The organism is Pseudomonas sp. TE3910 (genome assembly GCF_056279025.1).
In genome coordinates this window covers 1924192-1947533 of record NZ_JBWBQN010000001.1, presented here as the reverse complement: position 1 = coordinate 1947533, position 23342 = coordinate 1924192, and the positions used below count along the sequence as shown (strand labels likewise).

The following is a 23342-nucleotide window of genomic DNA, read 5'->3' as shown; positions in this document are numbered from 1 at the left end:
CGATGAGCCGTTTGAGCTGGATTCGTGGTGTGAACGGTACCCTTGGCCGGCTGGTGCCTGAGCGTGTGGCGAGCACGATGCGCCAGGCCTTCATGACCCCACGCAACCTGCCGCCCAAGGCCTGGGAGTTGCCGCTGCTGGCCAGTGCCGAGCGGATAACCCTGCGGTTCGGGCTTTCAGCACTGCGTTGGGGGCAGGGGCCAGCGGTACTGTTGATGCACGGCTGGGAAGGCAGGCCCACTCAGTTCGCGCATTTGATCCAGGCGCTGGTGGCGGCCGGATATACGGTGGTGGCGCTGGATGGGCCGGCCCATGGCCATTCCCCAGGGCAGCAGGCGCATGTGGTGCTGTTCGCCCGCGCTTTGTTGGAAGCTGCCGCCGAACTGCCACCGTTGCGTGCGGTGATCGGGCACTCGATGGGCGGTGCCAGCGTGCTGCTGGCGTTGCAGTGGGGCTTGCGCGCTGACGCCGCGGTGAGTGTGGCAGCCCCGGCGCGTCTGCTTGAGGTGCTGCGTGGTTTTGCCCAGCATCTGGGCATGCCGTCGCGGGCGCGAGCCGCGTTCATTCGGCAGGTTGAGCGGGACGTCGGTGTGCAGGTGTCACGGCTTGACGTTAACGGCTATCAGCTCGAGCTGCCCGGGTTGATCGTGCATGCGCAGAACGACGAGCGGATTTCGCCCAGTGAAGCACAAGTCATTCATGACGCCTGGTTTGACAGTCGCTTGTTGCTGTTGCCTGAGGGTGGGCATCAACGGGTGTTGTCGGCACCTCAGTTCATCGAGGCGGTATTGGCATTGCTTGAGCGCATTACCTTGGCGGCGCGCCAATCGGCCTGAGCATCCGTTACACTCTGTCGGTCTACCTAGCACCTGGAGCGGGCATGAGTTGGGATCTTGAAACGCCATTCGTCATCGACCTGCGCGTTGGCGCAGAAGACATCGATGGCCTTGGTCATGCCAATAACGCGGTCTATGTGACCTGGCTGGAGCGTTGCGCTTGGCGCCATTCGCAGCGCCTGGGCCTGGATCTGGTCGAGTATCGGCGACTTGACCGGGCGATGGCTGTGGTTCGGCATGAAATCGATTACCTGGCCAGTGCGTATCAGGACGATGAGTTGCAGTTGGCGACCTGGATCGTCGATTGGGATCAGCGCCTGAAAATGACACGTCGTTTTCAGTTGGTGCGTCCCAGCGATGGCGCCACCTTGCTACGGGCGCAGACCACCTTTGTCTGCATCGAGTTGTCCACAGGCAAGCCTAAGCGCATGCCCGCAGAGTTTCTTGAGGGGTATGGTCAGGCGCTGATGGCCGGGGCCCGATAGACCTGGCTTTTTGCTAGACTGCGCGCCTTCTTCGCTCGAGACACAACCTATGCAAATTGCCCTGGCCCCCATGGAGGGGCTGGTCGACAACATTCTGCGCGACGTCCTGACCCGGGTTGGCGGCATCGACTGGTGTGTCACTGAGTTCATTCGGGTCTGCGACCGTTTGTTGCCGGCTGCGCATTTCCACAAGATGGCGCCTGAGTTGGCCTTGGGCGCGCAAACCGCAGCCGGCGTACCGCTGCGCGTGCAATTGCTGGGTTCCGACCCGGTGTGCCTGGCCGAGAACGCCGCGTTGGCCTGTGAGCTTGGCGCGCCGGTGATTGACCTGAACTTTGGTTGCCCGGCCAAGACGGTGAACAAGTCGCGCGGTGGCGCAGTATTGCTCAAGGAGCCTGAGCTGCTGCACGCCATTGTTCGCGAGGTGCGGCGGGCAGTGCCGGCGCATATTCCGGTGACCTCGAAGATGCGCCTGGGTTTTGACAGCCCGGACGGTGCGCTTGACTGCGCCACGGCGCTGGCCGAAGGCGGTTCGGCGCACCTGGTGGTGCATGCGCGCACCAAGGTGGATGGCTACAAGCCGCCTGCCCATTGGGAGTGGGTGGCGCGGGTGCAGGACGTGGTCAAGGTGCCGGTGTTTGCCAACGGTGAGGTCTGGACCCTGGAAGACTGGCGACGTTGCCGTGAAATCAGTGGTGTCGAGGACATCATGCTGGGTCGTGGCCTGGTATCCCGGCCGGACCTGGCGCGGCAGATCGCCGCCGAGCGCGATCGGGTCGAATTTGTGCCGCTGGACTGGCAGGCGCTGATGCCGTTGCTCCAGGACTTCTGGCGCCAGGCCAGGGCCGAGCTGACGCCACGTGCGGCACCTGGGCGCCTGAAACAGTGGGTGGCGATGCTGACCCGTACCTACCCCGAAGCGACCGCGCTGTTCACCGAATTGCGCCGGGAAACCGACTGTGATCGCGTCGGGCAATTGCTCGGTATGCCGTTCACTGAGGCGGCCTGAAAAATTTTTCAGAGGGCGCTTGAAATCGTTTGTCGGGTCCACATCTAGGGAGTACGCGATGCCGAATTCGGGTCGCGTTGAATCCCTCGCTGATTATCAGGAGATGTACCATGACGACTGCTTTTTCTTTGGCTCCACTGTTCCGCCATTCCGTTGGTTTCGACCGTTTTAATGACCTGTTCGAATCGGCGGCACGTAATGAAGCGGGTAGCAGCTACCCACCTTACAACGTGGAAAAGCATGGCGATGACCACTATCGAATCGTCGTTGCCGCTGCTGGCTTCCAAGAGCAGGACCTTGACCTGCAAGTGGAGAAAGGCGTCTTGACCGTTGTTGGCGGCAAGCGCGACAGCAACGCCGAAAGCGTGACCTACCTGCATCAGGGCATTGCCCAGCGGGCTTTCAAACTGTCGTTCCGGCTGGCCGACCATATTGAGGTCAAGGCCGCAGCCCTGGCCAACGGCCTGCTCAGCATCGACCTGCTGCGCATCGTTCCGGAAGAGGCCAAGGCCAAGCGTATCCCGATCAATGGGAACCAGCCTGCACTCAACTGAGTGCGCATGGCGATGAAAGGGGCGCCTCTGGGTGCCCTCACGCTGCACACGAACCCCCGCTTTTAGCGGGGGTTCGTTTTTTTAAGCCCCAGACATGCTGGCGCAGACACCCCACCGACTGAGCCCGCGCAAGCCTGTAGGAGCCGGGCTTGCCCGCGATGCAGGCGCCGCGCACGCGCTGACACCCCACCGACGTCATCGCAGGCAAGCCAGCTCCAACAGGGTAGGAGCCGGGCTTGCCCGCGATACAGACGCCGCGAACTCGCTGCGACCCCACCGACGCCATCGCAGGCAAGCCTGCTCCAACAGGGCCCGCGCAGCCTGTAGGAGCCGGGCTTGCCCGCGATACAGACGCCGCGAACTCACGGATACCCCACCGACGCTATCGCAGGCAAGCCTGCTCCAACAGGGCCCGCGCTAGCTGTGGGAGCCGGGCTTGCCCGCGATGCAGACGCCGCGAACTCACGGACACCCCGCCGAGGCCATCGCAGGCAAGCCTGCTCCAACAAAGCCCGCGCAAGCCTGTGGGAGCGGGTCTTGCCCGCGATGCAAACGCCGCGAACTCGCGGGCCCCCCACCGACGTCATCGCAGGCAAGCCAGCTCCAACAAAGCCCGCGTAACCTGTAGGAGCCGGGCTTGCCCGCGATGCAGACGCCGCGTACTCATGGATACCCCACCGACGCCATCGCAGGCAAGCCAGCTCCAACAGAGCCCGCGCAAGCTGTAGGAGCCGGGCTTGCCCGCGATACAAACGCCGCGCACTCACGGACACCCCACCGACGCCATCGCAGGCAAGCCAGCTCCAACAAAGCCCGCGCAAGCCTGTAGGAGCCGGGCTTGCCCGCGATGCAAACGCTGCGAACTCACGGACACCCCACCGACGCTATCGCAGGCAAGCCAGCTCCAACAAAGCCCGCGCCAGCCTGTGGGAGCGGGTCTTGCCCGCGATACAGTCGCTGCGTACTCACAGGCACCCCACCGACGCCATCGCAGGCAAGCCAGCTCCAACAAAGCCCGCGCCAGCCTGTAGGAGCGGGGCTTGCCCGCGATGCAAACGCTGCGTACTCACAGGCACCCCACCGACGCCATCGCAGGCAAGCCAGCTCCAACAGAGCCCGCGCAAGCTGTAGGAGCCGGTCTTGCCCGCGATGCAAACGCCGCGAACTCACGGATACCCCATCGACGTCATCGCAGAGCTCCAACAGAGCCCGCGCAGCCCGTAGGAGCCGGGCTTGCCCGCGATACAGTCGCTGCGTACTCACAGGCACCCCACCGACGCCATCGCAGGCAAGCCAGCTCCAACAGAGCCCGCGCAAGCTGTAGGAGCCGGGCTTGCCCGCGATACAAACGCCGCGTACTCACGGACACCCCACCGACGCCATCGCAGGCAAGCCAGCTCCAACAGGGCCCGCGCCAGCCTGTAGGAGCCGGGCTTGCCCGCGATACAGACGCCGCGAACTCGCTGAGACCCCACCGACGTCATCGCAGGCAAGCCAGCTCCAACAGAGCCCGCGCCAGCTGTGGGATTGGGGCTTGCCCGCGATGCAGCCACCGCGAACTCACGTACACCCCACCGACGCCATCGCAGGCAAGCCTGCTCCAATAGAGCCCGCGCAAGCTGTAGGAGCGGGTCTTGCCCGCGATGCAGGCGCCGCGCACTCGCAGACACCCCACCGACGCCATCGCAGGCAAGCCAGCTCCAACAGAGCCCACGCAAGCTGTAGGAGCCGGTCTTGCCCGCGATGCAGACGCCGCGTACTCACAGGCACCGCGCTGAGGCCATCGCAGGCAAGCCAGCTCCAACAGAGCCCGCGCAAGCTGTAGGAGCCGGGCTTGCCCGCGATGCAGACGCCGCGCACTCACAGGCACCGCGCCGAGGCCATCGCAGGCAAGCCAGCTCCAACAGAGCCCGCGCCAGCTGTAGGAGCGGGTCTTGCCCGCGATGCAGGCGCCGCGTACTCATAGGCCCCGCGCCGAGGCCATCGCAGGCAAGCCTGCATCCCCCAGAGGCTTTAGCGATCCTCGGGGGCTTCCTGCAGCAGTTCGCGAAACTCGTTCAGCGGCAGTGGGCGGCTGTGCAGGTAACCCTGGTAGAGGTGGCAACCCAGCTGTTCAAGAAATTCCAGTTGCTCGGACAACTCCACCCCTTCGGCAATCACCGCCAGGTCCAGGCTGCGGGCCATGGCGACGATGGCGCGGACGATCTCGGCGTCGTTGGGGTCTACTGGCGCGTCGCGAACGAACGATTGGTCGATTTTCAGTGCATCAACCGGCAGTCGTTTGAGGTAGGTCAGTGACGAGTAGCCGGTACCGAAGTCGTCCATGGCGAAGCTGACGCCAAACGTCTTGAGTTCGCGCATTTTGTTGATGGTGTCTTCCAGGTTCTGGATCACGATGCCTTCGGTAATCTCCAGCTTGAGCATCCGGTAGGGCAGGCCATAGTCATCCAGGCTGCGGCGTATCCGTTCAACGAAGTCGTTCTGGCGGAACTGCCGTGGGCTGATGTTGACACACAGGCTGAACTCATCGGCATCGATCAGGCCGTCCTGCAGCATGCGCGCGCAGGCATCACAGGCTTCGTCGAGAATCCAGCTGCCGACTTCAAGGATCAGGCCGCTTTCTTCCAGCACCTGGATAAACTGGCTGGGCGGTTGCTGGCCCAGTTGCGGGTGATGCCAGCGCAGCAAGACCTCGGCGCCGATGATGCGGTTATCGCGGGCGTCGACCTGCGGCTGGAAGTGCAGTGCCAGTTCACCCCGTGCCAGTGCAAGGCGTAGGTCATTCTCCATGCGCAGGCGCTCGCTTGCGGCCTTTTGCATGGTGTTGTGGAACAGTTGAGTGGTGTTGCGGCCCGAGTCCTTGGCGCGGTAGAGGGCGATGTCGGCGCGCTTGAGCAGGTCGGCCGGGGTCGAGCCATGGTCGGGAATCAGTGCCACACCAATGCTCGGGGTTACTTGCAGGCGTTGTCCGTCCAGTGACATCGGTTCCGCCAGCAGTGCTCGCAGGGTGTCGGCCAGGCTACGAACCTTGTCTTCGACCTCTTCACGGCTACCTTCCAGGCCGCTGATCAGGACAACGAACTCGTCCCCGCCGAGCCGCGCCACGGTGTCTTCCAGGCGCACGCTGGCCTCCAGGCGAGCGGTGATGATTTTCAGCACGGTATCGCCCACCGGATGGCCCAGCGAGTCGTTGATGTGCTTGAAGTGGTCCAAGTCGAGGAACAGCAGGGCGCCGCGCAGGTTGTGACGTTTGAGCAAGGCGATCTGTTGGCTCAGGCGGTCCATCAACAAGGCACGGTTTGGCAAATTGGTCAGCGGGTCGTGATAAGCCAGGTGGCGAATCTGCGCCTGGGCGTTTTTCAGTTGGCTGACATCGCGTGCGGTCAGCAGCAGGCACTCGGTTTCATTGAGCGTGATGGGTTCTACCGACACTTCCAGGGTGAGCACTTCACCGCGCTTGTTGCGCCCAAGCATTTCCCGATGGTGGACTCGTCCCTTTTCCTGCAGTTCGGCAAGCAGTGCTGCCCGCTGTTTGTCGTCAGCCCAGACACCGATCTCCAGGGATGTACGGCCAATGACTTCGGCGGTTTTGTAACCGGTCAAACGGCAGAAACCGTCGTTCACCTCCAGGTAGCGGCCGCTCTCTCGTTCGGTGATGGTGATCGCGTCGGGGCTTGAGTGGAAGGCTTTGGCGAATTTTTCTTCGCTGGCTTTCAGTGCCGCTTCGGCGCGTTGTTGCTGAGTAATGTCACGCAGGGTGGTAACGCTGCACGGCTCATTGTCGACCTTGATCAGGCGGCTGGAGATTACGCAAGTCAGGGGGTGGCCATCCTTGTGGTTGACCAGCACGGCGACATTGTTCAGGGCCTGATCGCGAATAACCTGTTCAATACGCTTGGCCCGTTCGTTCGACTCGGCCCACAGGCCTATCTGTTCAGCGGTGCGTCCGAGTACTTGTTTGGCTTGCCAGCCAAAGGTCTGGGTAAAGGCCGGGTTGATCTCGATGAATTGACCGCTGTCCTGGCGGGTTACGCAAATCGGGTCTGGGCTGGCCTGGAACAGGCTGGCGAATTTTTCTTCCGAGCTGGTCAGGCGTTGTTCGCGTTCGACCTGTTCGGTAATGTCCAGCAGGGTGCCGGCCATGCGCAGAGGATTACCCTGTTCGTCGCGGTAGAGGCGCGCGCGGCTCTCGATGTAGCGCGAGGTACCATTTTCCAGCTGTATACGGTAGGTGATCTGGTAGTTGCCGGCTGGGCCTTCGCGCAGGCTGCGATAGGCCTGGCGCATGCTGCTGCGTTCTTGCTCGGGCACGCCTTCGAAGAAGGCTTCGAAAGACTCATGGAATGGAACGGGCTCAAGGCCGTGCAGCTGTGCGGCGCGGGCTGATCCATAGAGCATGCCGCTGGGAATGTGCCAGTCCCAGGTACCCAGTTGCGCGGAGTCCAGCGCCAGGTCCAGGCGCTCCTGGCTGTCCTTGAGTGCCTGTTCGGCACGTTTGCGTTCAGTGGTGTCGACAAAGGTGCTGAGCAGGTAGGCGACGCCCTCCATCTCGATGCCCTGGGTGCTCAGTATGCCGTCATGGATTTGTCCGCTGCCTGCACGAAACTGCACTTCCAGGGTGATGGGGTCGCTGGTGTTGCGGGTGGCTTCCAGGACCTGATGGCGTTGTTGCGGATTGACCCACAGGCCCAGCTCCAGTGTGGTCTTGCCGATCACCTGGTGGCAGGGCCAGTCCAGGGTTTTCTCAAAATGCTGATTGGCTTCATAGATCTGACCATCGATGCGTCGGGTCAGCAGGATCACGTTGGGGCTGAGGTGGAACAGGGTGGCGAAGCGCTTCTCGGAGTTGATCAGCGCCGCTTCCCGCTCGCGCTGGCGAGTAATCTCGCGTATGACCCCGATCATCTGTGGCTTGCCCTGTTTGTCATGGGTCAGGCTGCCATTGATCTCCAGCCAGTGAACGCTACCGTCCGGCCAGCGGATGCGATGGCGCAAGGCTTGGTCCTGTGGCTCGCCGGCCATTACCGCATAAAAGGTCTGCAGGGTGCGGGCGCGGTCTTCCACGGGCAACAGCTCGAGATAGTCGAGGTCGTTGGGCAGTGGCTGCTGCGGGTCAAAACCGAACAGTGCCTGCGTTCCGCGTGACCAGCTCAGGCGTCCGCTTTCCACATCCCAGAACCAGGCGCCCAGGTGCGCGCCGTTTAGAGCAGCCAGCAATTGCGTGGCGCTTTCCCAGGTTTGCTCGGATTCCTGAGGGTCGGCGGCGTGTATACGGGGCAGGCGCGGAAACCGGTTTGCTGATTTGGGCATCGATACCAGACCTTTGGCGAGTAACACATCCTTTGGATCAGAGCCTTCTGTAAGCGTTCAGCCTGGGCTCAAGGTCATACTGCGTGGCTGTCGAGCAAAGCCATGAAGGCTTTGGCGGCATTCGATAACGTTCGCTCAGTGTGCAGAATGTAGCCTAGTTGTCGCGACAGTTGTATGCCTGGCAACGCGATGGATGCGACCTGATCATCGAGCATAGTACGTGGCAGCACACTCCACGCCAGCCCGATGGACACCATCATCTTGATGGTTTCCAGGTAGTTGGTGCTCATGGCGATGTTGGGGGTAAGACCCTGCGCTTCAAACAGGCGCTGAACGATATGGTGGGTGAAGGTGTTGCCGCCGGGGAAAACCGCTGGGTGGTGTGCGATATCGGCCAGGCTTACAGCGCCCTTGCGTGCCAGCGGGTGTTCGGGGGCGGCGACGAAGTCCAGCGGGTCGTCCCAGACGGGCACGGCGCGAACCAGGGCGTGAGGCTCGGGCGCGAGGGTGATGACGGCGATTTCGGCGCGGCCATGAAGAATTTCTTCATAGGCCACTTCCGAGTCGAGGAACTGAATATCCAGTGCGACGGACGGGTACGCTCGGGTAAAGGCTCGCAGCAATGGCGGCAAACGGTGCAGGCCGATGTGATGGCTGGTGGCCAGAGTCAGGCGGCCGCTGACTTCGCCGGTCAGGTTGGTCAGGGCGCGGCGGGTGTCGTCCAGCACGTTGAGGATCTGGTAGGCCCGCGGCAGCAGCGCACGCCCGGCCTCGGTCAGGTTCACTTCGCGACCCAGGCGGTCGAACAGTCGTACGTCCAATTGTTGCTCAAGCCCGGCAATGCGTTTGCTGACGGCCGGCTGGGTCAGGTGCAGGCGTTCGCCGGCAGCGGAAAAGCTCCCGGTTTCGGCGATGGCAATAAAAGCATTGAGGTTGGCCAGGTCCACTACTCGGATTCCTTTTGGTTATCCAAAGTATAAAAATTATGAATTTGAGTTATTCAATCTAACCTCATAGCATCGTCCGTACAAGCCAAGTGGTTATTGGCATAGAAAGACGCTGATGAGGAACAGTCTGATGGCCGGCAAAACGCTCTACGACAAGCTCTGGGATTCGCATTTGGTCAAGCAGCGCGACGATGGGTCGGCGCTGATCTACATCGATCGTCACATCATTCACGAAGTGACGTCGCCGCAAGCCTTCGAAGGCCTGCGTCTGGCCAATCGCAAACCCTGGCGCATCGATGCCAACATTGCCACGCCTGACCATAACGTGCCGACCACGCCTGAGCGCAAGGGCGGCATTGAGGCCATCGTCGACCAGGTGTCGCGCCTGCAGGTGCAGACCCTCGATGAAAACTGCGACGAGTATGGCATCGTCGAGTTCAAGATGAATGATGTGCGCCAGGGCATTGTCCACGTGATCGGCCCGGAACAGGGCGCGACCCTGCCAGGCATGACCGTGGTTTGCGGCGATTCGCACACCTCCACCCATGGTGCTTTCGGTGCCTTGGCCCATGGTATTGGCACCTCCGAGGTCGAACACGTACTGGCTACCCAGTGCCTGGTCGCCAAGAAAATGAAGAACATGCTGGTGCGCGTCGAAGGCCAATTGCCGTTCGGTGTGACTGCCAAGGACATCGTGCTGGCCGTGATCGGCAAGATCGGTACCGCTGGCGGTAACGGCCATGCCATCGAGTTCGCCGGTAGCGCGATTCGTGACCTGTCTGTCGAAGGGCGCATGACCATCTGCAACATGGCCATTGAAGCCGGTGCCCGTGTCGGTCTGGTCGCTACCGATGAGAAGACGGTCGAGTATGTGAAGGGCCGCCCGTATGCGCCGAAGGGCGAGCAGTGGGCGCTCGCGGTCGAAGCCTGGAAAGACCTGGTTTCCGATGCTGATGCCGTGTTCGACACCGTCGTCGAACTGGACGCTGCGCAGATCAAACCGCAAGTCAGCTGGGGCACCTCGCCGGAAATGGTCCTTGCTGTCGATCAGCGCGTACCGGACCCGGCTGCCGAGGCCGATCTGGTCAAGCGCGGTTCCATCGAGCGGGCCTTGAAGTACATGGGCTTGCAGGCCAACCAGGCGATCACCGACATCCAGCTTGATCGTGTATTTATCGGTTCCTGCACCAACTCGCGGATCGAAGACTTGCGTGCCGCCGCTGAAATTGCCAAAGGCCGCAAGGTTGCCTCGACCATCAAGCAGGCGATCGTGGTACCCGGCTCGGGCCTGGTGAAAGCCCAGGCCGAGCAGGAAGGCCTGGACAAGATCTTCCTTGAAGCCGGTTTTGAATGGCGTGAGCCAGGGTGCTCGATGTGTTTGGCGATGAACCCGGACCGTCTGGAGTCGGGCGAGCACTGTGCGTCGACCTCCAACCGTAACTTCGAGGGCCGTCAGGGTGCTGGCGGACGTACCCATCTGGTCAGCCCGGCAATGGCCGCGGCCGCCGCCGTTACCGGTCGTTTTGTCGATGTACGCGAGTTGATTCAAGGGAGCGCAGCATGAAAGCCTTTACCCAGCATACCGGCCTTGTCGTCCCGTTGGACCGTGCCAACGTCGACACCGACCAGATCATTCCCAAGCAGTTCCTGAAGTCGATCAAGCGCACCGGTTTCGGCCCGAATCTGTTCGACGAGTGGCGTTACCTGGATGTCGGTCAGCCTTATCAGGACAACAGCAAGCGCCCGGTAAACCCGGATTTCGTGCTCAACCATGAGCGCTATCAGGGTGCCAGTGTGCTGCTGGCGCGGGAAAACTTCGGTTGCGGTTCCAGCCGTGAGCACGCGCCGTGGGCGCTTGAGGAATATGGTTTCCGTACCATTATTGCGCCGAGCTATGCCGACATCTTCTTCAACAACAGCTTCAAGAACGGCTTGCTGCCAATCATCCTCAGCGATGAGGAAGTCGACGCACTGTTCAAGCAGGTTGAAGCGGCGCCAGGTTATCAGTTGACGGTCGATTTGCAGTCGCAGACCGTCACCCGTCCCGATGGCAAGGTGTTGAGCTTCGAGATCGACGCGTTCCGCAAGCATTGCCTGCTCAATGGCCTGGACGATATCGGCCTGACCCTTCAGGACCGTGATGCCATTGCGACGTTTGAAGCCAAGCATCGCGCCAGCCAGCCCTGGCTGTTTCGTGACGCCTGATTGCTGTATTGAGTTTGTCGAGGCTATCGCTGGCACTGCCGGCGATAGGGCCCAGGAGATCTGCCGATGACCCGCAGCACCGTTCACACCGAAGTCGTCCAGCGCCAGTTCGGCGAGCAGGCTGCCGCCTACCTGAGTAGCGCCGTGCATGCCCAAGGCACCGAATTTGCGCTGTTGCAGGCCGCGTTGCGCGACCAGGGCAGTGCGCGTGTACTGGACCTGGGCTGCGGCGCCGGGCATGTGAGTTTTCACGTCGCGCCGTTGGTGGCTGAGGTCGTCGCCTACGACCTGTCGCAGCAGATGCTCGATGTGGTGGCAGCTGCGGCCACTGAACGTGGCTTGGGCAATATCGTTACCGAGCGTGGTGCGGCTGAACGCCTGCCGTTTGCCGATGCCTCGTTCGATTTCGTGTTCAGCCGTTACTCGGCGCATCACTGGAGCGATTTGGGCCTGGCGTTGCGTGAGGTGCGTCGTGTGTTGAAACCGGGCGGGGTTGTGGCGTTCATTGATGTCATGTCGCCCGGCAGCCCGTTGCTCGACACCTACCTGCAAACCGTGGAAGTGTTGCGTGACACCAGTCACGTGCGTGATTACTCGGCCGCCGAGTGGCTGCAGCAGGTCAGTGAAGCCGGCTTGTTCACGCGCAGCCACACCCGTCAGCGTTTACGTCTCGAGTACACCTCGTGGGTGGAACGCATGCGTACCCCTGAGCCGATGCGTGCGGCCATACGCCAATTGCAGCAGGCAATGGGTGAGGAAGTGCGGCAGTATTACCAGATTGAAGCTGATGGCTCCTTCAGCACCGACGTGCTGGTACTGTGGGCCGAGCGCTAGTTTTTTGGGTGGGCCTGTGTCGGCACACCGCTTGAATTGAATAGAGGAAAGCATGAGCAAGCAGATTCTGATTCTCCCTGGTGACGGTATTGGTCCGGAAATCATGGCCGAAGCGGTCAAGGTGCTGGAGCTTGCCAACGACAAGTTCCAACTGGGCTTCAGCCTTGAGCACGATGTGATCGGTGGCGCGGCCATCGACAAGCATGGCGTGCCGCTGGCCGACGAAACCCTGGAGCGTGCGCGCAAGGCTGACGCCGTGCTGCTGGGCGCTGTCGGTGGGCCGAAATGGGACAAGATCGAGCGTGACATTCGCCCTGAGCGTGGCCTGCTGAAGATCCGTTCGCAGCTCGGTCTGTTTGGCAACCTGCGCCCGGCGATCCTCTATCCGCAACTGGCGGATGCCTCGTCGCTGAAGCCTGAAATCGTCGCCGGCCTGGACATCCTCATCGTTCGCGAGCTGACCGGTGGTATCTATTTCGGCGCCCCGCGTGGCACCCGTGAGCTGGAAGGTGGCGAGCGTCAGGCCTATGACACCCTGCCATACAGCGAGAGTGAAGTGCGTCGTATCGCCCGTGTCGGCTTTGACATGGCACGCGTGCGCGGCAAGAAGCTCTGCTCGGTCGACAAGGCCAACGTGCTGGCTTCCAGCCAACTGTGGCGTGAAGTGGTCGAGCAGGTGGCCAAGGATTACCCGGACGTCGAGCTCAGCCACATGTACGTCGACAATGCGGCCATGCAACTGGTTCGTGCGCCCAAGCAGTTCGACGTGATCGTCACCGACAACATGTTTGGCGACATCCTGTCGGATGAAGCTTCCATGCTCACCGGCTCTATCGGCATGCTGCCTTCAGCGTCGCTGGATGCCAACAACAAGGGTATGTATGAGCCTTGCCACGGCTCGGCACCGGACATCGCCGGGCAGGGTATTGCCAACCCTCTGGCGACCATCCTGTCGGTCTCGATGATGCTGCGTTACAGTTTCAATCAGACCGCAGTGGCCGATGCCATTGAAAAGGCGGTGAGCCTGGTGCTGGATCAAGGCCTGCGTACGGGCGACATCTGGTCGGCAGGTTGCAACAAGGTGGGTACGCAGGAAATGGGCGACGCAGTAGTCGCAGCGCTGCGGAATCTGTAATCTCTCTGGCCCGCTGCCGATTTTTTCCCTTTAAGGCAGCGGCCCACTTTTTAGCAAAGGTGTAGTTGCGATGAAACGTGTAGGTCTGATCGGTTGGCGCGGTATGGTCGGTTCCGTGCTCATGCAGCGGATGCTGGAAGAGCAGGATTTCGATCTTATCGAGCCGGTGTTCTTCACCACCTCCAATGTGGGTGGACAAGGTCCGGCAGTGGGCAAGGAAATTGCCCCTCTCAAGGATGCTTACAGTATTGAAGAGCTCAAGACCCTCGACGTCATCCTGACCTGTCAGGGTGGCGACTACACCAACGAGGTGTTCCCAAAGCTGCGTGAAGCCGGCTGGCAGGGTTACTGGATCGATGCCGCTTCCAGCCTGCGCATGCAGGACGACGCGGTCATCGTGCTGGATCCGGTCAACCGCAAGGTGATCGACCAGCAACTGGATGCCGGTACCAAGAACTACATCGGTGGCAACTGCACCGTCAGCCTGATGCTGATGGGCCTGGGCGGGCTGTTTGAGGCTGGTCTGGTCGAGTGGATGAGTGCCATGACCTACCAGGCCGCGTCCGGTGCCGGTGCACAGAACATGCGTGAGCTGATCCGTCAGATGGGCGCTACCCATGCTGCCGTTGCCGACGACCTGGCCAACCCGGCCAGTGCCATTCTCGACATCGACCGCAAGGTTGCCGAGGCCATGCGCAGCGATGCTTACCCGACCGAGAACTTCGGTGTGCCGCTGGCTGGCAGCCTGATCCCCTGGATCGACAAGGAACTGCCAAACGGCCAGAGCCGTGAAGAATGGAAAGCACAGGCCGAGACCAACAAGATCCTGGGTCGCTTCAAGAGCCCGATCCCGGTCGACGGTATCTGCGTGCGCATCGGCGCCATGCGCTGCCATAGCCAGGCACTGACCATCAAGCTGAACAAGGATGTGCCGATCGCCGATATCGAAGGCATGATCAGCCAGCACAATCCGTGGGTGAAGCTGGTGCCTAACCAGCGTGAAATCAGCATGCGTGAGCTGAGCCCGACCAACGTTACCGGCACCTTGAATATCCCGGTGGGTCGTCTGCGCAAACTGAACATGGGCTCCCAGTACCTGGGCGCGTTCACCGTGGGTGACCAACTGCTGTGGGGTGCTGCCGAGCCGCTGCGCCGCATGCTGCGGATCCTGCTGGAGCGTTGATCAGCTTCTGTAGCTGACACCGAAACCCGCGCTGTCTGACAGCGCGGGTTTTTTGTTTTCAGTCACACTGGTCGAGGTTGCTTCCTGCCCGCTTGAGGTGTCCCTTGGGGCAGAATCCAAGTAAAGTGCCGCTCCCGCCGTACCCGCAGAGGATTTTTCATGAGCCAACCCATCAATATTGCCGTGATCGGCGCCACCGGAACGGTCGGCGAAACCCTTGTGCAGATTCTTGAGGAGCGCGATTTTCCGCTGGGTACGTTGCACCTGTTGGCGAGCATCGAGTCGACCGGCAGCTCGGTGGCCTACCGTGGCAAGAACCTGCGCGTGCGCGAGGTGGATGCGTTTGACTTCAGTCAGGTCCAGTTGGCGTTCTTTGCCGCCAGCCCGGCCGTGACCCTGAGTTTTGCGCCGCGAGCACAGGCCGCCGGGTGTGCGGTGATCGACCTGTCCGGCGCCTTGTCGGCCGAGCAGGCGCCTGCCGTCGTGCCAGAAGCCAATGCCGCCCTGATTGCCGGCCTGGCCTCGCCCAAGCAACTGCGTAGCCCGAGTGCCGCCGCGGTGGCGCTGGCGGTGGCATTGGCACCACTCAAGGGTTTGCTGGAGCTGGAGCGTGTGCAACTGACCGCGTGCCTGGCAGTTTCGGCCCAAGGGCGTGAGGCGGTCAAAGAGCTGGCTCGCCAGACGGCTGAGCTGCTCAATGCACGTCCACTGGAGCCACGCTTCTTCGACCGGCAGATGGCCTTCAATCTACTGGCTCAGGTCGGCGCCAGTGATGATGCGGGGCATGGTGTGCTGGAGCGTCGTCTGGTGGCCGAGCTGCGTGAACTGCTGGATTTGCCTTTACTCAAGATTTCCGTGACCTGCGTTCAAGTCCCGGTGTTTTTTGGCGATAGCTACAGTGTGTCGTTGCACAGTCGTACGGCGGTTGATCTGGCGGCGGTCAATGCTGCATTGGAGTCGGCTGAGGGCGTGGAGCTGGTCGATGCCGGTGACTATCCGACGCCGGTCGGTGACGCGGTGGGGCAGGATGTGGTCTATGTAGGGCGGGTGCGTGGTGGTATCGACGAAGCCGAACAACTCAACCTGTGGCTGACTACGGACAATGTGCGCAAAGGCGCGGCCTTGAACGCAGTGCAACTGGCGGAATTGTTGATAAAAGACCTTGCGTAAAAGATACTTGGCAACACTTTGCATAAAGATTCTGGATTGCTGGAAGTGAGCGGCCCTTGGGCGCTTGCGGGGCAGGTTGCAAACATGGCTCGCAGCTCAATGCCGGTCGATGCCCAAGGGCAGTTTTTCACTTCTTCTCGGTTGCCGGGGAAGGCTCACACAAAGGATGAGGTCATGCTTCGAATTCGCAAACTGGTGTTAGCAATAGCTGCCGCGTCGGCGCTGTCGTCCGGTATGGCGCATGCCCTCGGCTTGGGCGAGCTGACCCTCAAGTCGGCGCAGAACCAACCGCTGTATGCCGAAATCGAATTGCTCGATGTGCGTGACCTGACCGCTGCCGAAATCGCGCCGAGCCTGGCACCGAACGAAGAGTTCGCCAAGGCCGGTGTGGAGCGCCTGGGCTACCTCAATGACCTGACGTTCACGCCGGTGATCAATCCGGCCGGCAAAAGTGTGCTGCGGGTGACCTCCAGTCAGCCGCTGCCGGCACCGATGGTCAAGTTCCTTGTTCAGGTCATGTGGCCCAACGGGCGCTTGCTGCGTGACTACAGCGTACTGATCGATCAGGCGAAGTTCTCGCCTCAGTCGGCGCAGGCGGCTGCAGTGACCCCTGCGGTGACCGCGCCGGCACGCTACACCACGGTTCGCCGTGACACCTTGTGGGAAATTGCCGCCAAGGCGCGTCAGGGTGGTTCGGTGCAGCAGACCATGCTGGCTATCCAGGCCCTGAACCCGGATGCGTTCATCAATGGCAACATCAATCAGCTCAAGACGGGCCAGGTGTTGCGCCTGCCCGACGCCCAGCAGATTCAGAGCACACCCCAGCCGCAGGCCGTGAAGGAAGTGGCCGAGCAGTATGCGGCCTGGCGTGAAGGGCGCCGTCTGGGCCCGCGCGCGCGTCAACTGGACGCCACGCACCGCGTCAAGGCTCAGGCTGCACCCGCCCGTATCGTCAAGCAGGACAACCTGCGTCTGGTGACGCCTGGCGCCAAGGGTGCTTCGGGCAACAAGGCGCTGGCTGACAAGCTGGCAACCACTCAGGAAACCCTCGACACCAGCCGCCGCGATAACGCCGAGCTGAAAGAGCGCATGGCGGACCTGCAAAGCCAGCTGGACAAGCTTCAGCGCCTTATTCAGCTGAAAAATGATCAATTGGCCCGGCTTGAAGCTCAGGCTGCAGCTGCTCCAGAGCCTGCAGCGAATGCGGCGCCGGAGCAGCCGGTGATTGCTGCACAATTGCAGCCGGCGGCGACCAACCCTGTCGTCACGCCTGCGCCCGCTGCGACCGATACCGCGCCGGTATCGGTAGAGTCGCAGGCAGCCAAGACTTCGCTGGATGATCTGTTGGGCAATCCGCTGCTGCTGGCATTGATCGCAGGTTCGGCGCTGCTGGTGTTGCTGCTGCTTTTGCTGTTGTTGGCGCGTAAGCGCAAGGCTCAGCAGGAGGCGGAAAAGCACCTGCGCATGGCGCGTGCACTGGCTGAAGAGTCCGAGTTGGGGCCTGACCTGGACCTGCCGGAAAGCAGCTTCGAGGGGCTGGAAGTGTCGGCGCCAAGCGTCAAGCTGGCTCCTGCCGTGGTGGCTGCATCCGCAGCAGCGGCCACGGCCGCTGAACAGGCGCCGGTAGAGCCTGCGCCGAAAGCCGTTGAGCCGAAGCCAGTGGTGAAGGCTGCTCCAGTGGTTGAGGATGAGCCAGAGTTGGTCGCTGAGCCCGAAATTGTGGCTGAGCCAGTAGACCCCCTGTTGGCTGAGGTTGACTTGAGCATTGCGCGTGGTCGTTTGAACCATGCTGCCGAGTTGCTTGAACCAGCGGTTGAACAAGCGCCGCAGCGCAGCGATCTGCGTTTGAAGTTGATGGAGGTCTACGCGCGCCAAGGTGATCGCGATGCCTTTACCGGTCATGAGCGTCAACTGATCGCCACGGGGCAGAATCACGCCGATGTTGAAGCGCTGAAGAGCCGCTTCCCGGCGATGGTCGCCCTTGCGGGTGGTGCGGCTGCCCTTGCTGCAGAACTGGACGCACAGTACGTCAAGGAACTGCTCCAGGACGAGTCACCGGCCGAGGTTGCGCCGCAGGTGCCTGAGGATGACCTGGGTGATGCCTTTGACCTGAGCCTGGATGATCTGGAGGGGTTGGACCTGGCGGATGCCACGGTTGTCGAAGAGGCCGTTGTGCCGGAGTTGACCGAGCAGGTAGCTGCGCACACTGAAGATGATCTGAGCTTTGATTCGGTGCTGCAGGAGCAGGTGGCCGCACCGCAGGTACCTGAACCAACGCCGCAGCCTGAGCCTGAGCCTGCAGCAGTGCCTGAAGTGGTTGTCGAAGCTGAACCCGAGCCCGAGCCACTGGATGACCTGGCTGATTTCGACCTGGATGTGGGTGATCAGCCATCGCCTTCGGTCGCCCAGGCGCCTCGGGATATCGAGGCTGAACTGGCGGCATTTGATGAGTCGCTAGGGCTTGAAGCCGACCTGCCAGAGCTTTCAGGCTTGGGTGATCTGGACTTCCCTGATGATTTCGACCTGAGCGTGTCGGGGGATTCGGATGCGGCTTCCGCCAGCTTTGCGTCCGAGCTGGAGGACGTCAATGCCGAGCTCGACAAGCTGTCGCAGGGTTTCGAGCTGCCGCCGGTCGCGCCGCGGTTTACCGCTGAAGATGCCGCCAGTCTGAATGACGAACCCGAGTTCGACTACCTGGCTGGCACCGATGAGGTAGCGACCAAGCTGGATCTGGCTCGGGCGTATATCGACATGGGCGACAATGAAGGTGCTCGCGATATTCTTGATGAAGTGGTCAAGGAGGGTGATCAGGAGCAGCGCCGCGAAGCCAGCGAAATGCGTTCGCGACTGGCCTGAGTCTTTTCCTGCAAGTCCAACGGCAGCCCTGGTGGCTGCCGTTGTCGTTATACTCCCCGCCATTGCGTAAATCGACAGGTTGTATCCCCTTGGACATCATTGATAACGCGGCCGCCGAAGCAGCGGCCGAAGGCTTTTTCAGAATTGCCCTGGGCGTCGAGTACAAAGGCTCGCGCTATCACGGCTGGCAGCGTCAGCGAAGCGGCGTATTGAGCGTGCAGCAGACGCTTGAGGAAGCCCTGTCGAAGGTGGCGGACTCACCGGTTTCCCTGGTCTGTGCAGGACGTACCGATGCCGGCGTACATGGTTGCGGCCAGGTTGTGCACTTCGACACTCAGGTCGTGCGCAGTAGCAAGGCCTGGGTCATGGGCGCCAACATCAACTTGCCCCATGACATCAGTGTTGCCTGGTCGCAGGAGATGCCGGCGCATTTTCATGCGCGCTTCAAGGCCACGGCCCGGCGCTATCGCTATGTGATCTACAACGATCAGATCCGTCCGGCCCACCTGGGGCAGGAAGTGACCTGGAACCATCGTCCGCTGGATGTTCAGCGTATGGCCGAGGCGGCCGCGTACCTGGTCGGGACGCATGACTTCAGCGCGTTTCGTGCGGGGCAGTGCCAAGCCAAGTCGCCGATCAAGGAAATCCATCATCTGCGCGTGACCCGTCACGGCAAGATGATTGTGCTGGATATTCGCGCCAGTGCCTTCCTGCACCATATGGTTCGGAATATTGCAGGCGTACTGATGACCATTGGCGCGGGCGAACGCCCGGTGGTCTGGGCGCGAGACGTGCTGGAAAGTCGTGACCGCCGTAGTGCGGGCGTTACGGCCCATCCTTACGGGTTGTACCTGGTACAGGTCGAGTACCCCGAAGAGTTCGCCTTGCCTGAGCGTTTTATCGGTCCGCACTTCCTGACCGGCTTCGAAGCATTGGCGGCTGACGACCGGCAAGTCATTTGCTAACATCCGGTGCTTTCCGGTTCAGCTGAGGTTTTACCGAGTATGTCAGCAGTTCGCAGCAAAATCTGCGGGATTACCCGTGTAGAAGATGCGCTGGCAGCGGCCGAGGCGGGCGCTGACGCCATTGGGCTGGTCTTTTACGCGAAGAGTCCGCGGGCGGTTGATGTGCATCAGGCGCGAGCGATCATTGCCGCGTTGCCGCCGTTTGTTACCACGGTGGGCTTGTTCGTCAACGCCAGCCGCTGTGAACTCAACGAAATTCTCGACGCCGTACCGCTGGACCTGTTGCAGTTTCATGGTGATGAAACGCCTGAGCAGTGCGAGGGATTCAATCGGCCCTGGATCAAGGCACTGCGGGTGCGCCCGGGGGATGACCTGGAAGCCAGTTGCCGCCGGTATCACAACGCCAGTGGGGTGCTGCTTGATACCTACGTGGCGGGCGTACCGGGTGGTACGGGTGAGTCTTTCGACTGGTCGCTGGTGCCGGCGAAATTGAGCAAGCCGGTGATCCTGGCCGGCGGCCTGACGGCAGACAACGTGGCGTCGGCCATTGCCCAGGTTCGACCTTATGCGGTGGATGTCAGTGGCGGGGTCGAGCAGGCCAAGGGGATCAAGGACCCGGCCCGTATCGAAGCGTTTTTACGTGCGGTGCGTCAGGCGTGATACGCGGATGTGACGGTTGGCGGCGGGCCATCGTCCATAGCTATCGCAGCCTGATGCTGCCTGGCTGTGCCGCAAGGCCGGTCGAAATTACCGGGTGGTGCCTGTGGCATCGCCTGTAAAGAGTGAATGGGGTGCGGGATCGACGCGAGACCTCGCGGGTCCGCGCCACCTTCTTATAAACACGAATTGGCTCAAGGGCATACGCGTGACCCGACAGTGCGCTGTCTGCGGTCGCCGCTACTGGAGAAAGAAAGCATGAGCAACTGGTTGGTAGACAAACTGATCCCTTCGATCATGCGTTCCGAGGTGAAGAAAAGTTCCGTGCCTGAAGGGCTGTGGCACAAGTGCCCATCCTGCGAAGCGGTACTTTATCGTCCGGAGCTGGAAAAGACCCTGGATGTCTGCCCGAAGTGTAATCACCACATGCGTATCGGTGCGCGGGCGCGCCTGGACATTTTCCTCGACGCCGAAGGCCGTGCGGAGCTGGGTGCCGACCTGGAGCCGGTGGACCGTCTGAAGTTCCGTGATGGCAAGAAGTACAAGGACCGCCTGAGCGGTGCGCAGAAGCAGACTGGCGAAAAAGACGCGCTGATCTCCATGAGCGGCACCCTGTTTGGCATGCCGATTGTGGTCAGTGCTTTCGAGTTCTCCTTCATGGGTGGCTCGATGGGTGCCATCGTCGGTGAGCGTTTTGTTCGTGCGGCCAACTATGCCCTGGAAAACCGTTGCCCAATGGTCTGCTTCTCTGCTTCCGGTGGTGCGCGCATGCAGGAAGCGCTGATCTCGCTGATGCAGATGGCCAAGACCTCGGCCGTGCTGGCGCGTCTGCGTGAAGAAGGCATTCCGTTCATTTCGGTGCTGACCGACCCGGTGTATGGCGGCGTCTCTGCCAGCCTGGCAATGCTGGGTGATGTGATCGTTGGTGAGCCCAAGGCGCTGATCGGCTTCGCCGGCCCGCGTGTCATCGAGCAAACCGTACGTGAGAAGCTGCCAGAAGGCTTCCAGCGCAGCGAGTTCCTCCTTGAGCACGGCGCCATCGACATGATCATTCCGCGTCAGGAGTTGCGTGCACGTCTGGGCACGCTGCTGGCCCAGATGATGGGGCTGCCGACGCCGAAGATCGTTGCTGCGGTTGCCGAGCCTGTGGTTGTTCCGCCGGCGCCTGCCACGGTATGACCTCGCGTACCCTTGGCGACTGGCTTGCCTACCTGGAGCAGTTGCATCCGTCGGCCATCGACATGGGCCTGGAGCGCTCGCAACAGGTTGCGGCGCGGCTCGGGTTGGGCAAGCCGGCGCCACGGGTAATCACCGTGACCGGCACCAACGGCAAGGGTTCGACCTGCGCCTTCGTGGCGGCACTGTTGCAGGCGCAGGGGCTCAAGGTGGGTGTCTACAGCTCGCCGCACCTGCTGCGTTACAACGAGCGCGTGCAGATCGACGGTGTCGAGGCCAGCGATGCGCAGTTGTGCGAGGCGTTCGTGGCGGTCGAGGCCGCCCGTGGCGACATTTCCCTGACCTACTTCGAGATGGGTACCCTGGCGGCGTTCTGGCTGTTCCGGCAGTCGGCGCTGGATGCCGTTGTGCTGGAAGTCGGGTTGGGCGGTCGGCTGGATGCTGTCAATCTGGTCGATGCCGACCTTGCTGTTGTCACCAGTATTGGTGTTGACCATGCTGACTGGCTGGGCGATACCCGCGAATCGGTCGCCTTTGAAAAGGCCGGGATCTTCCGCCAGGGCAAGCCGGCCTTGTGTGGTGATCTCAATCCGCCACAGCCCTTGCTGGATAAGGCGCGTGAGTTGGCCTGTCCGTTTTTCCTGCGTGGTCGTGACTTCGATCTGTCCAGTACTGACCAGTATTGGCAGTGGCGCGGCGTTGATGCACGCGGCAATGTAGTCGAGTTGCAGGACTTGCCGTTGCTTGACCTGCCGATGGAAAACGCGGCGCTGGCCTTGCAGACATACCTGTTGCTGGATTTGCCCTGGAATGCCGGGCAGATTGTCACTGCCTTGAAGGCGACCCGGATCGTGGGTCGCCTGGACCGTCGGCAGTTCACCTGGCAGGGCAAGCGTCTGAGTATTCTGCTGGACGTGGGGCACAACCCTCATGCAGCGCAATACCTGGCGCAGCGACTGGCAGCGCGAGCGCCTGAAGGCAGGCGCCTGGCGGTGTTTGGCCTGCTCAGTGACAAAGACCTGGCGGGCGTTATCGAACCGTTGTGCAAGCAGGTTCAGGGCTGGGCGGTGGCGCCGCTGCAGAGCGCCCGTAGCCGACCGGCTGTCGAGTTGCAGGTAGCGCTAGAGAATCTTGGTGCGAACGTGCAGTCTTATCCAAGTGTCGCAGCGGCCCTTGAAGGGCAGTGTGCGCACGCAACGGCAGATGATGAAATACTGCTGTTCGGATCATTTTTCTGTGTCGGTGAAGCCCTTGAGTGGCTCGCTCGGCAGGCCAAGGAGGACGAGGTAGATGGCGTCGCTGGATAAGGTCGTCAAGCAACGTATGGTCGGCGCATTGGTGTTGGTTGCGCTGGCGGTAATCTTCCTGCCCATGTTGTTCTCGCGTGAGGATGAGTTGCGTCAGGTGCGGGTCGAGGCGCCGGAAGCGCCTGGCATGCCGAATTTGCCGCAGGTTCAGGTTGAACCGGTGCAGGTGCCCGAGCCGCAGCCGTTGCCTGAGGAGCCGGTTGTGGTGCAGCAAGTGCCTGCGTTATCGGCCCCGAGTACGCCGGTCGCACAGGTAGCAACGCCTGTTCCAGCGCCCGCTCCCGCGCCGGCCACCACGCCTGTGCCGGTGCCTGCGGCGGCCAAGCCGGTCGCGCCAGCGGCAGCGCCGGTGAGTAAGCCAGCGCCGACGACTGCTCCGGTTGCGGCTGTTGCAGCGGCCAAGCCGGTTGCGCCGAGCAAGGTCGATGTCAACGGCCTGCCGGTCAGCTGGTCGGTGCAGTTGGCCAGCCTGTCCAACCGTGCCAGTGCCGATACCTTGCAGAAAACCCTTCGTAGCCAGGGCTACAACGCCTATATTCGTTCCTCTGACGGCATGAATCGGGTGTTTGTCGGGCCGTTGATCGAACGTGCCGAGGCTGAGCGCTTGCGTGATCTGCTGGGGCGTCAGCACAAGCTCAAGGGCTTTGTCGTTCGTTTTCAGCCAGAACGCAGCTAAGCCTTGCCGTCCGGTCGTTACCGGACGGCAAATCACC

At 61.7% G+C, this 23342-nt stretch carries 18 protein-coding genes; 16 read left to right on the top strand and 2 right to left on the bottom strand.

The window, feature by feature from the left end:
• The first annotated feature begins 2 nt into the window (after positions 1-2).
• The 4 genes from ACZ9H3_RS08680 to ACZ9H3_RS08665 all read left to right on the top strand — a co-directional run bounded on the left by ACZ9H3_RS08680 (position 3) and on the right by ACZ9H3_RS08665 (position 2884).
• Positions 3-836, top strand: coding sequence for an alpha/beta hydrolase (locus tag ACZ9H3_RS08680; protein WP_330523452.1), 834 nt, complete (start codon positions 3-5; stop codon positions 834-836).
• A 44-nt stretch (positions 837-880) separates the two neighbouring features.
• Entirely contained in the window at positions 881-1321 is a 441-nt protein-coding gene (locus tag ACZ9H3_RS08675) for an acyl-CoA thioesterase (protein ID WP_065761957.1), read from the top strand.
• Positions 1322-1370: 49 nt separating this feature from the next.
• A complete protein-coding gene (locus tag ACZ9H3_RS08670; RefSeq protein WP_099775447.1) occupies positions 1371-2330 on the top strand; it encodes a tRNA dihydrouridine synthase in 960 nt (319 codons plus the stop codon).
• A 110-nt stretch (positions 2331-2440) separates the two neighbouring features.
• Positions 2441-2884: an Hsp20 family protein gene (locus tag ACZ9H3_RS08665; RefSeq protein WP_099775446.1), complete on the top strand. Its 444-nt coding sequence runs from the start codon at positions 2441-2443 to the stop codon at positions 2882-2884.
• Between the two features lie 2013 nt (positions 2885-4897).
• On the opposite strand, the gene ACZ9H3_RS08660 is transcribed toward ACZ9H3_RS08665, so the two are convergent.
• Positions 4898-8194 (bottom strand): PAS domain S-box protein, encoded by a 3297-nt coding sequence (locus ACZ9H3_RS08660; protein ID WP_102053698.1) that lies wholly within the window; start codon positions 8192-8194, stop codon positions 4898-4900.
• A gap of 74 nt (positions 8195-8268) precedes the next feature.
• Complete coding sequence (locus tag ACZ9H3_RS08655; RefSeq protein WP_065760964.1) at positions 8269-9141, bottom strand: LysR family transcriptional regulator; 873 nt, start codon at positions 9139-9141, stop codon at positions 8269-8271.
• Between the two features lie 130 nt (positions 9142-9271).
• Between ACZ9H3_RS08655 and leuC the strand changes: the two genes are divergently transcribed.
• The 12 genes from leuC to ACZ9H3_RS08595 all read left to right on the top strand — a co-directional run bounded on the left by leuC (position 9272) and on the right by ACZ9H3_RS08595 (position 23305).
• Positions 9272-10705 carry a 3-isopropylmalate dehydratase large subunit gene (leuC, locus tag ACZ9H3_RS08650; protein ID WP_065760965.1) on the top strand — a complete coding sequence of 478 codons (1434 nt, stop codon included), beginning with the start codon at positions 9272-9274 and terminating at the stop codon, positions 10703-10705.
• Complete coding sequence (gene leuD, locus ACZ9H3_RS08645; protein WP_330523943.1) at positions 10702-11346, top strand: 3-isopropylmalate dehydratase small subunit; 645 nt, start codon at positions 10702-10704, stop codon at positions 11344-11346. Before leuC ends, leuD begins: the two co-directional genes overlap by 4 nt.
• A gap of 66 nt (positions 11347-11412) precedes the next feature.
• The gene (locus ACZ9H3_RS08640) at positions 11413-12180 is read left to right on the top strand and encodes a class I SAM-dependent methyltransferase (RefSeq protein ID WP_476220372.1); all 768 of its coding nucleotides are present in this window, start codon (positions 11413-11415) and stop codon (positions 12178-12180) included.
• Positions 12181-12232: 52 nt separating this feature from the next.
• Positions 12233-13315 carry a 3-isopropylmalate dehydrogenase gene (gene leuB, locus ACZ9H3_RS08635; protein WP_476220370.1) on the top strand — a complete coding sequence of 361 codons (1083 nt, stop codon included), beginning with the start codon at positions 12233-12235 and terminating at the stop codon, positions 13313-13315.
• A 70-nt stretch (positions 13316-13385) separates the two neighbouring features.
• Positions 13386-14498 (top strand): aspartate-semialdehyde dehydrogenase, encoded by a 1113-nt coding sequence (gene asd, locus ACZ9H3_RS08630; protein ID WP_099775443.1) that lies wholly within the window; start codon positions 13386-13388, stop codon positions 14496-14498.
• Positions 14499-14657: 159 nt separating this feature from the next.
• Positions 14658-15668 carry an aspartate-semialdehyde dehydrogenase gene (locus ACZ9H3_RS08625; RefSeq protein ID WP_476220368.1) on the top strand — a complete coding sequence of 337 codons (1011 nt, stop codon included), beginning with the start codon at positions 14658-14660 and terminating at the stop codon, positions 15666-15668.
• A gap of 174 nt (positions 15669-15842) precedes the next feature.
• Positions 15843-18524: a motility hub landmark protein FimV gene (locus tag ACZ9H3_RS08620; RefSeq protein WP_476220366.1), complete on the top strand. Its 2682-nt coding sequence runs from the start codon at positions 15843-15845 to the stop codon at positions 18522-18524.
• An 83-nt stretch (positions 18525-18607) separates the two neighbouring features.
• On the top strand, positions 18608-19489 hold the full coding sequence (gene truA, locus ACZ9H3_RS08615; protein WP_476222734.1) for a tRNA pseudouridine(38-40) synthase TruA: 882 nt from the start codon (positions 18608-18610) through the stop codon (positions 19487-19489).
• A gap of 39 nt (positions 19490-19528) precedes the next feature.
• On the top strand, positions 19529-20149 hold the full coding sequence (locus ACZ9H3_RS08610) for a phosphoribosylanthranilate isomerase (protein WP_065758560.1): 621 nt from the start codon (positions 19529-19531) through the stop codon (positions 20147-20149).
• A 255-nt stretch (positions 20150-20404) separates the two neighbouring features.
• Positions 20405-21325, top strand: a complete 921-nt coding sequence (gene accD / locus ACZ9H3_RS08605) for an acetyl-CoA carboxylase, carboxyltransferase subunit beta (protein WP_065758561.1) — start codon at positions 20405-20407, stop codon at positions 21323-21325.
• A complete protein-coding gene (gene folC / locus ACZ9H3_RS08600; RefSeq protein ID WP_476220363.1) occupies positions 21322-22629 on the top strand; it encodes a bifunctional tetrahydrofolate synthase/dihydrofolate synthase in 1308 nt (435 codons plus the stop codon). The genes accD and folC overlap by 4 nt, the downstream gene beginning before the upstream one ends.
• Positions 22613-23305, top strand: coding sequence for an SPOR domain-containing protein (locus tag ACZ9H3_RS08595; protein WP_102053357.1), 693 nt, complete (start codon positions 22613-22615; stop codon positions 23303-23305). Before folC ends, ACZ9H3_RS08595 begins: the two co-directional genes overlap by 17 nt.
• Positions 23306-23342 lie beyond the last annotated feature (37 nt).

Bases quoted from the DNA above. Each gene is read 5' to 3' on its own strand.
- ACZ9H3_RS08680 (WP_330523452.1), top strand. From the start codon at position 3: ATGAGCCGTTTGAGCTGGATTCGTGGTGTGAACGGTACCCTTGGCCGG.
- ACZ9H3_RS08675 (WP_065761957.1), top strand. From the start codon at position 881: ATGAGTTGGGATCTTGAAACGCCATTCGTCATCGACCTGCGCGTTGGC.
- ACZ9H3_RS08670 (WP_099775447.1), top strand. From the start codon at position 1,371: ATGCAAATTGCCCTGGCCCCCATGGAGGGGCTGGTCGACAACATTCTG.
- ACZ9H3_RS08665 (WP_099775446.1), top strand. From the start codon at position 2,441: ATGACGACTGCTTTTTCTTTGGCTCCACTGTTCCGCCATTCCGTTGGT.
- ACZ9H3_RS08660 (WP_102053698.1), bottom strand. From the start codon at position 8,194: ATGCCCAAATCAGCAAACCGGTTTCCGCGCCTGCCCCGTATACACGCC.
- leuC (WP_065760965.1), top strand. From the start codon at position 9,272: ATGGCCGGCAAAACGCTCTACGACAAGCTCTGGGATTCGCATTTGGTC.
- leuD (WP_330523943.1), top strand. From the start codon at position 10,702: ATGAAAGCCTTTACCCAGCATACCGGCCTTGTCGTCCCGTTGGACCGT.
- ACZ9H3_RS08640 (WP_476220372.1), top strand. From the start codon at position 11,413: ATGACCCGCAGCACCGTTCACACCGAAGTCGTCCAGCGCCAGTTCGGC.
- leuB (WP_476220370.1), top strand. From the start codon at position 12,233: ATGAGCAAGCAGATTCTGATTCTCCCTGGTGACGGTATTGGTCCGGAA.
- asd (WP_099775443.1), top strand. From the start codon at position 13,386: ATGAAACGTGTAGGTCTGATCGGTTGGCGCGGTATGGTCGGTTCCGTG.
- ACZ9H3_RS08625 (WP_476220368.1), top strand. From the start codon at position 14,658: ATGAGCCAACCCATCAATATTGCCGTGATCGGCGCCACCGGAACGGTC.
- ACZ9H3_RS08620 (WP_476220366.1), top strand. From the start codon at position 15,843: ATGCTTCGAATTCGCAAACTGGTGTTAGCAATAGCTGCCGCGTCGGCG.
- ACZ9H3_RS08610 (WP_065758560.1), top strand. From the start codon at position 19,529: ATGTCAGCAGTTCGCAGCAAAATCTGCGGGATTACCCGTGTAGAAGAT.
- accD (WP_065758561.1), top strand. From the start codon at position 20,405: ATGAGCAACTGGTTGGTAGACAAACTGATCCCTTCGATCATGCGTTCC.
- folC (WP_476220363.1), top strand. From the start codon at position 21,322: ATGACCTCGCGTACCCTTGGCGACTGGCTTGCCTACCTGGAGCAGTTG.
- ACZ9H3_RS08595 (WP_102053357.1), top strand. From the start codon at position 22,613: ATGGCGTCGCTGGATAAGGTCGTCAAGCAACGTATGGTCGGCGCATTG.